Source organism: Pseudomonas sp. HMWF006, from assembly GCF_003061205.1.
Classification (GTDB): Bacteria; Pseudomonadota; Gammaproteobacteria; order Pseudomonadales; family Pseudomonadaceae; genus Aquipseudomonas; species Aquipseudomonas monsensis.
In genome coordinates this window covers 1-7,830 of sequence record NZ_QAIU01000271.1, presented here as the reverse complement: position 1 = coordinate 7,830, position 7,830 = coordinate 1, and the positions used below count along the sequence as shown (strand labels likewise).

3 protein-coding genes and 1 pseudogene are annotated in these 7,830 nt (G+C 60.4%); 3 read left to right on the top strand and 1 reads right to left on the bottom strand.

Annotated features, from left to right (window positions below; all coding sequences use genetic code 11):
- Positions 1-2: 2 nt before the first annotated feature.
- Positions 3-3,713: a methionine synthase gene (gene metH / locus DBR24_RS11195; RefSeq protein ID WP_123468200.1), complete on the bottom strand. Its 3,711-nt coding sequence runs from the start codon at positions 3,711-3,713 to the stop codon at positions 3-5.
- Between the two features lie 155 nt (positions 3,714-3,868).
- Between metH and DBR24_RS11190 the strand changes: the two genes are divergently transcribed.
- From DBR24_RS11190 to DBR24_RS11180, 3 genes and pseudogenes are all read left to right on the top strand, one after another.
- Positions 3,869-6,151: a fatty acid cis/trans isomerase gene (locus DBR24_RS11190; RefSeq protein WP_128614769.1), complete on the top strand. Its 2,283-nt coding sequence runs from the start codon at positions 3,869-3,871 to the stop codon at positions 6,149-6,151.
- 184 nt (positions 6,152-6,335) lie between these two features.
- Positions 6,336-7,346 carry an acyltransferase gene (locus tag DBR24_RS11185; protein ID WP_128614768.1) on the top strand — a complete coding sequence of 337 codons (1,011 nt, stop codon included), beginning with the start codon at positions 6,336-6,338 and terminating at the stop codon, positions 7,344-7,346.
- Positions 7,347-7,415: 69 nt separating this feature from the next.
- Positions 7,416-7,805 (top strand): annotated as a pseudogene (locus DBR24_RS11180) (iron-sulfur cluster biosynthesis family protein); the annotation flags it as partial.
- Positions 7,806-7,830: the final 25 nt, after the last annotated feature.

Here is a 7,830-nt window from a genome sequence, read left to right as displayed (position 1 = left end):
TCTCAGTTGTCGTAGCCCAGGTTCGGTGCGAGCCAGCGTTCGGTTACGCTCAGTTCCTGTCCCTTGCGCGAGGTGTAGCTCTGCACCTGGTCCTTGTCGACCTTGCCCACCGCAAAATATTGCGCCTGCGGATGGGCGAAGTACCAGCCGCTGACCGCTGCCGCCGGGAACATCGCGTAGTGTTCGGTGAGAAACACACCGCTGCGACCGGCGCGCATTTCGGCGGCCTCAGGGTCGAGCAGGGCAAACAGCGCGGCCTTCTCCGTGTGGTCCGGGCACGCCGGATAACCCGGAGCAGGGCGGATGCCGCTGTATTGCTCTTTGATCAGCGCCTCGTTGTCGAGGGTCTCGTCCTTGGCATAACCCCAGTGCTCTTTACGCACCTGCTGGTGCAGCCACTCGGCACATGCCTCGGCCAGACGGTCGGCGAGGGCCTTGACCATGATCGAGTTGTAATCGTCGCCGGCGTCCTGATAAGCCTTGGCCACTTCTTCGGCGCCGATGCCGGCCGTGGTGATGAAACCACCGACGTAGTCGGTGACGTCGCTGTCTTTCGGGGCCACAAAGTCGGCCAGCGAGAAGTTCGGCTTGCCGTCGGTCTTGATGATCTGCTGACGCAGATGATGCAGTCTGGCCAACGGCTTGCCGTCATCGCCGTACAGCTCGATGTCGTCGTCATGCACCTGATTGGCCGGCCAGAAGCCGAACACCGCGCGGGCGCTGATCAACTTTTCGTCGATCAGCTTGGCGAGCATTTCCTGGGCGTCCTTGTACAGCGCGGTGGCGGCTTCACCGACCACTTCGTCTTCGAGGATGCGCGGGAACTTGCCGGCCAGGTCCCAGGAAATGAAGAACGGCGTCCAGTCGATGTACTCGGCGAGGACCTTGAGGTCGATATTGTCCAGCACCTTGCTGCCGGTGAAGGTCGGTTTGACCGGCTGGTAATTCGCCCAGTCGAACTGCGGCTTCTTGGCAATGGCAGCGGCGTAGCTCAGACGCTCGGTACGGGCGCTGCGGTTGGAGGTGCGCTCACGCACATCGACGTATTCCAGGCGCGTCTTCTCGACGAAACCGGCCTTCAACTCCTTGGACAGCAATTGCGTTGCCACACCTACCGCACGGGAGGCGTCGGTCACGTAGACCACGGCATCGTTGCTGTACTTCGGCTCGATTTTCACCGCGGTGTGCGCCTTGGAGGTGGTCGCGCCACCGATCATCAGCGGCAGGTGGAAATCCTGGCGCTGCATTTCCCGAGCGACATGAACCATTTCGTCCAGCGACGGTGTGATCAGGCCGGAGAGGCCGATGATGTCGCACTTTTCTTCCTTGGCAACCTGCAGAATCTTCTCGGCCGGCACCATCACGCCAAGGTCGACGATGTCATAGCCGTTACAGCCCAGCACCACGCCGACGATGTTCTTGCCGATGTCGTGCACGTCTCCCTTCACCGTAGCCATGAGGATCTTGCCCTTGGCTTCGGGCTTGTCGCCTTTTTCCAGTTCGATGAACGGGATCAGGTGGGCCACCGCCTGCTTCATCACGCGGGCGGATTTCACCACTTGCGGCAGGAACATTTTGCCAGCGCCGAACAGGTCGCCGACGATGTTCATGCCGGACATCAGCGGGCCTTCGATCACTTCGATCGGACGGGCGAACGACTGGCGCGATTCTTCGGTGTCTTCGACGATGTGGGTGGTGATGCCCTTGACCAGCGCATGCTCCAGACGCTTGTTGACGTCCCAGCTGCGCCACTCTTCGGTCTCGGCTTCCTTGACGCTGCCGTCGCCCTTGTATTTGTCGGCGATGGCGAGGAGGGCGTCGGTGCCTTCCGGCGTGCGGTTGAGGATCACGTCTTCAACGGCGTCGCGCAGCTCCTGCGGGATCTGGTCGTAGATTTCCAGCTGACCGGCGTTGACGATGCCCATGGTCAGGCCGGCGCGGATCGCGTAGAGCAGGAACACCGAGTGGATCGCCTCGCGCACCGGGTTGTTGCCACGGAACGAGAACGACACGTTGGACACGCCGCCGGAGCTCAGGGCATACGGCAGCTCATCGCGGATGTAGGCGCAGGCGTTGATGAAGTCCACGGCGTAGTTGTTGTGTTCCTCGATACCGGTGGCCACGGCGAAGATGTTCGGGTCGAAGATGATGTCTTCCGGCGGGAAGCCGACTTCGTTGACCAGAATGTCGTAGGAGCGTTTGCAGATCTCTTTCTTGCGCGCTTCGGTGTCGGCCTGGCCGGCTTCGTCGAACGCCATCACCACCACGGCAGCACCGTAGCGCTTGCACAGCTTGGCGTGATGGATGAACTGCTCGACGCCTTCTTTCATGCTGATCGAGTTGACGATGCCCTTGCCTTGAATGCACTTGAGGCCGGCTTCGATCACTTCCCATTTCGATGAGTCGATCATGATCGGCACGCGAGAGATATCTGGTTCACCGGCGATCAGATTGAGGAAGGTCACCATGGCCTTCTTCGAATCGAGCATGCCTTCGTCCATGTTGATGTCGATCACCTGCGCACCGGCCTCGACCTGCTGCAGGGCGACCTCCAGGGCTTCGGTGTAGTTGTCTTCACGGATCAGACGGGCGAACTTGGCGGAACCGGTGATGTTGGTGCGCTCGCCGACGTTGACGAACAACGAGCTGCGATCAATGGTGAACGGCTCCAGACCGGACAGGCGGCAGGCCTTGGGAATGTCTGGAATCTGTCGCGGTGCGTAACCGGCCACGGCTTTGGCGATCGCTTCGATATGGCCCGGGGTGGTGCCGCAGCAACCGCCGACGATGTTGAGGAAACCGCTCTGGGCGAATTCTTCGATGACCTTGGCGGTTTGCGACGGCAGTTCGTCGTACTCGCCGAATTCGTTCGGCAGACCCGCGTTCGGGTGCGCCGAAACGTGGGTGCTGGCCTTGTTCGACAGCTCTTCCAGGTAGGGGCGCAGTTCACTGGCGCCGAGGGCGCAGTTGAGGCCCACGGAAATCGGTTTGGCGTGGGCCACGGAGTTCCAGAACGCTTCGGTGGTCTGGCCCGACAGGGTGCGGCCGGAAGCGTCGGTGATGGTCCCGGAAATCATGATCGGCAGTTCGATGTGCAGCTCTTCGAACACCCCTTGCACGGCGAAGATCGCCGCTTTGGCGTTGAGGGTGTCGAAAATGGTTTCGATCAGGATCAGGTCGACGCCGCCCTCGATCAGGCCTTTGGTGGCCTCGGTGTAGTTCTCCACCAGTTCATCGAAGGTGACGTTGCGGTAGCCGGGGTTGTTGACGTCAGGCGACAGCGAACAGGTACGGCTGGTCGGGCCGAGTACCCCGGCGACGAAGCGTGGCTTGGCCGGGTTCTCGGCGGTCTTGGCGTCAGCCACCTTGCGCGCCAGGCGTGCGCCTTCTACGTTTAGTTCGTACGCCAGTTCTTCCATGCCGTAGTCGGCCATGGAAATCCGTGTGGCGTTGAAGGTGTTGGTTTCGAGGATGTCGGCGCCGGCATCCAGATAGGCTTTCTCGATGCCGCCGATCACATCCGGACGGGTGATCACCAACAGGTCGTTGTTGCCCTTGACGTCACTCGGCCAGTCTGCGAAGCGTTTGCCGCGATAATCCTGTTCTTCGAGCTTGTAGCTCTGGATCATCGTGCCCATACCGCCATCGAGAATCAGGATGCGCTCTTTGAGAGCTTGCTTGAGAGCTTGAAGGCGAACGCTGCGATCGGACATTGGGACTACTCGAAAAGACCATGACGAAGGGCCGGGATCATAACAAACCTGTGCGGTTTTGGAGCATGTGACGGTTTTGCATGAATATCGCTCATGTTGGTGCGGGCGTCATCCTGTAGAATCGCGACGTTTTTTTCAGGATCGGGATCAAGGGCATGTCGTACCGCGTCATCAGCATATTTTTGCTGTTTTTAAGCTGGGGCGCTGCTGCGCAAGATCCCACTATTTCCTATACCCGTGATATTCAGCCGATCTTCACCGAAAAGTGCGTGGCATGCCATGCGTGCTACGACTCCGCCTGTCAGCTGAACCTGGGCAGTGGTGAAGGCGCCGCCCGTGGCGCGAGCAAGATGCCGGTGTATGACGGCGAGCGGACTCAGGCCGCGCCGACCACCCGACTGTTCTACGACGCTTTTGGCAAGCGTGCCTGGCAGCAGAAAGACTTCTATTCGGTGCTCGATGCCCAAGGCAGTCAGGCGGCGCTGATGGCGCGCATGCTGGAGCTGGGGCACAAAACCCCGTTGACCCCGAATGCCAAACTCCCTGAAGACATCGTCCTCGGCCTGCAACGGGAAAACATGTGCGCGATGCCCGCCGAGTTCGAAGGCTATGCCGGCGCTCATCCGAAAGAAGGCATGCCACTGGCGGTGACCGGTCTGACCGATCAGCAATACCAGACGCTGCAACGCTGGCTGGCGTCCGGTGCGCCAATTGACGAGCAAGGCCTGGCGCCCAGCGCCAAAGAGGCGTTGCAGATCGTGCAGTGGGAAAACCTGCTAAACACCCCCGGTGCCCGTCAGAGTCTGGTCGGACGCTGGCTGTACGAGCACTGGTTTCTCGCGCACCTGTATTTCAAGGACGGCGAGCCAGGGCATTACTTCCAGTGGGTGCGCTCGCGCACACCGACCGGCCAGCCAATCGACCTGATTGCCACCCGCCGTCCGAACGATGATCCGGGTACTCAGGTGTACTACCGCTTGTGGCCCGTGCAAGGGGTGATCGTGCACAAGACCCACATCACCTATCCGCTGAGCGCGGCGAAGATGGCGCGGGTCAAAAGCCTGTTCTACAGCGGCAACTGGCAGGTCAACGCTTTGCCGGGGTATGGACCGCAGAGCCGGGCCAACCCGTTTGCCACGTTCGAGGCGATCCCGGCGCAGGCGCGTTATCAGTTCATGCTCGATAACGCCGAGTACTTCGTCCGCACCTTCATTCGCGGGCCAGTGTGCCGGGGGCAGATCGCGACCGACGTGATCCGCGACAACTTCTGGGCGCTGTTCCAGGCGCCGGAGCACGATCTGTACATCACCGACCCGAACTATCGCGGCCATGCCACACCGTTGCTGGCGATGCCGGGGCAGAACGATGACGTCGGCAGTGTCCTCAGCCTGTGGCGCAACTACCGCGACAAGCGTAACGAGTACGAGGCCCTGCGCCGCGACAGCTACGCCGACCAACCGCCGCCGAGCTGGTCGACCCTGTGGGCCGGCAACGACAATGCGCTGCTGAGCATCTTCCGCCACTTCGACAGCGCCTCGGTGACCAAAGGCCTGATCGGCGAAGTGCCACAGACTATGTGGCTGTTCGATTATCCGCTGCTGGAGCGCACCTATTACCAGTTGGCGGTCAACTTCGATGTGTTCGGCAACGTCTCCCATCAGGCGCAGACCCGCCTGTATTTCGACCTGATCCGCAACGGCGCCGAGCAGAACTTCCTGCGTCTGATGCCGGCCGATTCCCGTGAGGACTACCTCGACGATTGGTACCAGAGCAGCGGTCAGTTCAAGATGTGGCTCGATTATGAGGCGATCGACGACGACAAGCCGACCGGGCTGAAACTCGCAGGGAAAGACCCCAAATATGACTTCGCCATGCAGTTGCTGGCGCGTTACGGCGATCTCAATGCGCGGCCTGATCCGATCAACCGGTGCGACGGCGCGTATTGCTCGCGGCCGAATATCGACCCGGCGCTGCAGAATGCCGAACAGGCCCTCAGTCGCCTGACATCGCGCCCGGCTGCCGGCTTGAAGGTGATCGAACAACTGCCGGAAGCAACGATGTTGCGCATCGAGACCGCCAGCGGCAAGCGCGAGGTCTACAGCTTGCTGCGCAATCGCGCGCACAGCAACGTGGCGTTCCTGTTGGGCGAGTCGCTGCGCTATCAGCCGGGGCTCGACACCTTGACCATTTATCCTGGGGTACTCAGCAGTTATCCGAACTTCATGTTCAATATTCCGGCCGATCAGGTACCCGCGTTTGTTGACGCCATGGAGCATGCCAAGGACGCCGACCGCTTCGAGAAAATCGTCGAACGCTGGGGTATTCGTCGCAGTCATCCGCAATTCTGGTTCTATTTTCACGACCTGAGTCAGTACATGCACGAAACCGAGCCGGTGGAAGAGGGCGTACTGGACATGAACCGCTACGAGAATCTTTGATCGTTTGAGTGCGACCTGCTGTCCCAATACCTGGCGACACCGCGAAACTATTGTAGGAGTGAGCCTGCTCGCGATCGCGGTGTGTCAGGCGCATCACATGTTGATCGGGCTGACGCCATCGCGAGCAGGCTCACTCCTACAAGGTATCGGCGGTGGTTTCGAGCGATCTGGTCAGGAGCGGTCAATGTTGATTTCAGTGCAAGCCCTGCGTGCACTTGCCGCCTGGACGGTGGTTTGCCACCACTTCATGCAGATTTTCTTCGACTTCAAGGCACGTGGGCCGCTGGGGCAGTTGTTCATCGACAAAGGCGCGGTGGGGGTCGATATCTTCTTCGTCATCAGCGGCCTGGTGATTTTCCTCTCCACTGAGGGCAAGTCGCTGCCGCCGACGCGGTTTCTGCTGTACCGGCTGTTTCGCATCGTCCCGGCGTATTGGCTGTACACGTTGCTGATGGCGTTGCTGGTGGTGTTCGCTCAGCCGCTGTTGCCGGATCAGTCGCTGGACTGGAACCATCTGCTCCTGTCGCTGCTCTTCATCCCGACCGAAAATCCCGGTGGCTACGGCATTTATCCAACGCTCAATGTTGGCTGGACGCTCAATTACGAAATGCTCTTCTACGTGCTGTTCGCCTGGGCTCTGCTGTTTCGCCTGGAAGTGCGGCTGCTGGTGGTCGCGGCGTTGCTGTTCGCGGTCAGTCAGGCGTGGACCGGGTTTGGCTGGATCAGCGCGTTCTATCGCTCGGATATCGTCTATGAGTTTTTGCTGGGGATCGCCATCGGCATGCTCTACCGCCGTGGCTGGATCGGTGCCGGCCTGTGGCTGCCGTTGCTGGGAATCGGCGCGGCGTTGCTGGCCATTTATCACCTCGCGCCGGCGCCAAGGCTATTGAACTGGGGCGTGCCGAGCGCGGTGCTGGTGCTGTCGTGCATGGCGCTGGAGCGTTATGTCGAGCGCAGCCGAGTGCTCAAGCTGCTCGGCGACTGCTCCTATTCGGTGTACCTGATGCATGTGCTGGTGCTGTCGGCCGGTGGTTTCCTCGCGCAGCGCTACGGCATCAACCCGTATTTGATGTTTGGCATCTGTGTGCTGGCCATCGGCGTCGGTTCGTGGCTGAGCTACGAATGGGTGGAAAAACGCAGTTATCGCTGGCTCAAGGCGCGAGTGGACGACGAGCCGGTCGAGAATCTTTCCTGACAAAAATACTAGGACTTTGTCCGGCGCAACGATTGGCGTAAACTGCGCCCAAGCCTGCGAGGAGTTTCCATGACCGCTATTACCATTACCGACGCCGCCCACGATTACCTGGCTGATCTGCTGTCCAAGCAGAACACCCCGGGTATCGGCATCCGCGTCTTCATCACCCAGCCTGGCACCCAGTACGCCGAAACCTGCATTGCCTACTGCAAGCCGGGCGAAGAAAAACCCGAAGACACCGCGCTGGGGCTAAAAAGCTTCACCGCTTACATTGATTCGTTCAGCGAAGCGTTTCTCGACGACGCCGTTGTCGACTACGCCACCGACCGTATGGGCGGCCAGCTGACCATCAAGGCGCCGAACGCCAAAGTGCCGATGGTCAACGCCGACAGTCCGGTCAACGAGCGGATCAACTACTACCTGCAGACCGAAATCAACCCGGGGCTGGCCAGCCACGGGTTGATTTCGGTCTGCAGGTAGTAGT

Excerpts from the sequence above, each read along its gene's own strand:
- metH (WP_123468200.1), bottom strand. The coding sequence starts at position 3,713 with ATGTCCGATCGCAGCGTTCGCCTTCAAGCTCTCAAGCAAGCTCTCAAA.
- DBR24_RS11185 (WP_128614768.1), top strand. The coding sequence starts at position 6,336 with ATGTTGATTTCAGTGCAAGCCCTGCGTGCACTTGCCGCCTGGACGGTG.
- DBR24_RS11190 (WP_128614769.1), top strand. The coding sequence starts at position 3,869 with ATGTCGTACCGCGTCATCAGCATATTTTTGCTGTTTTTAAGCTGGGGC.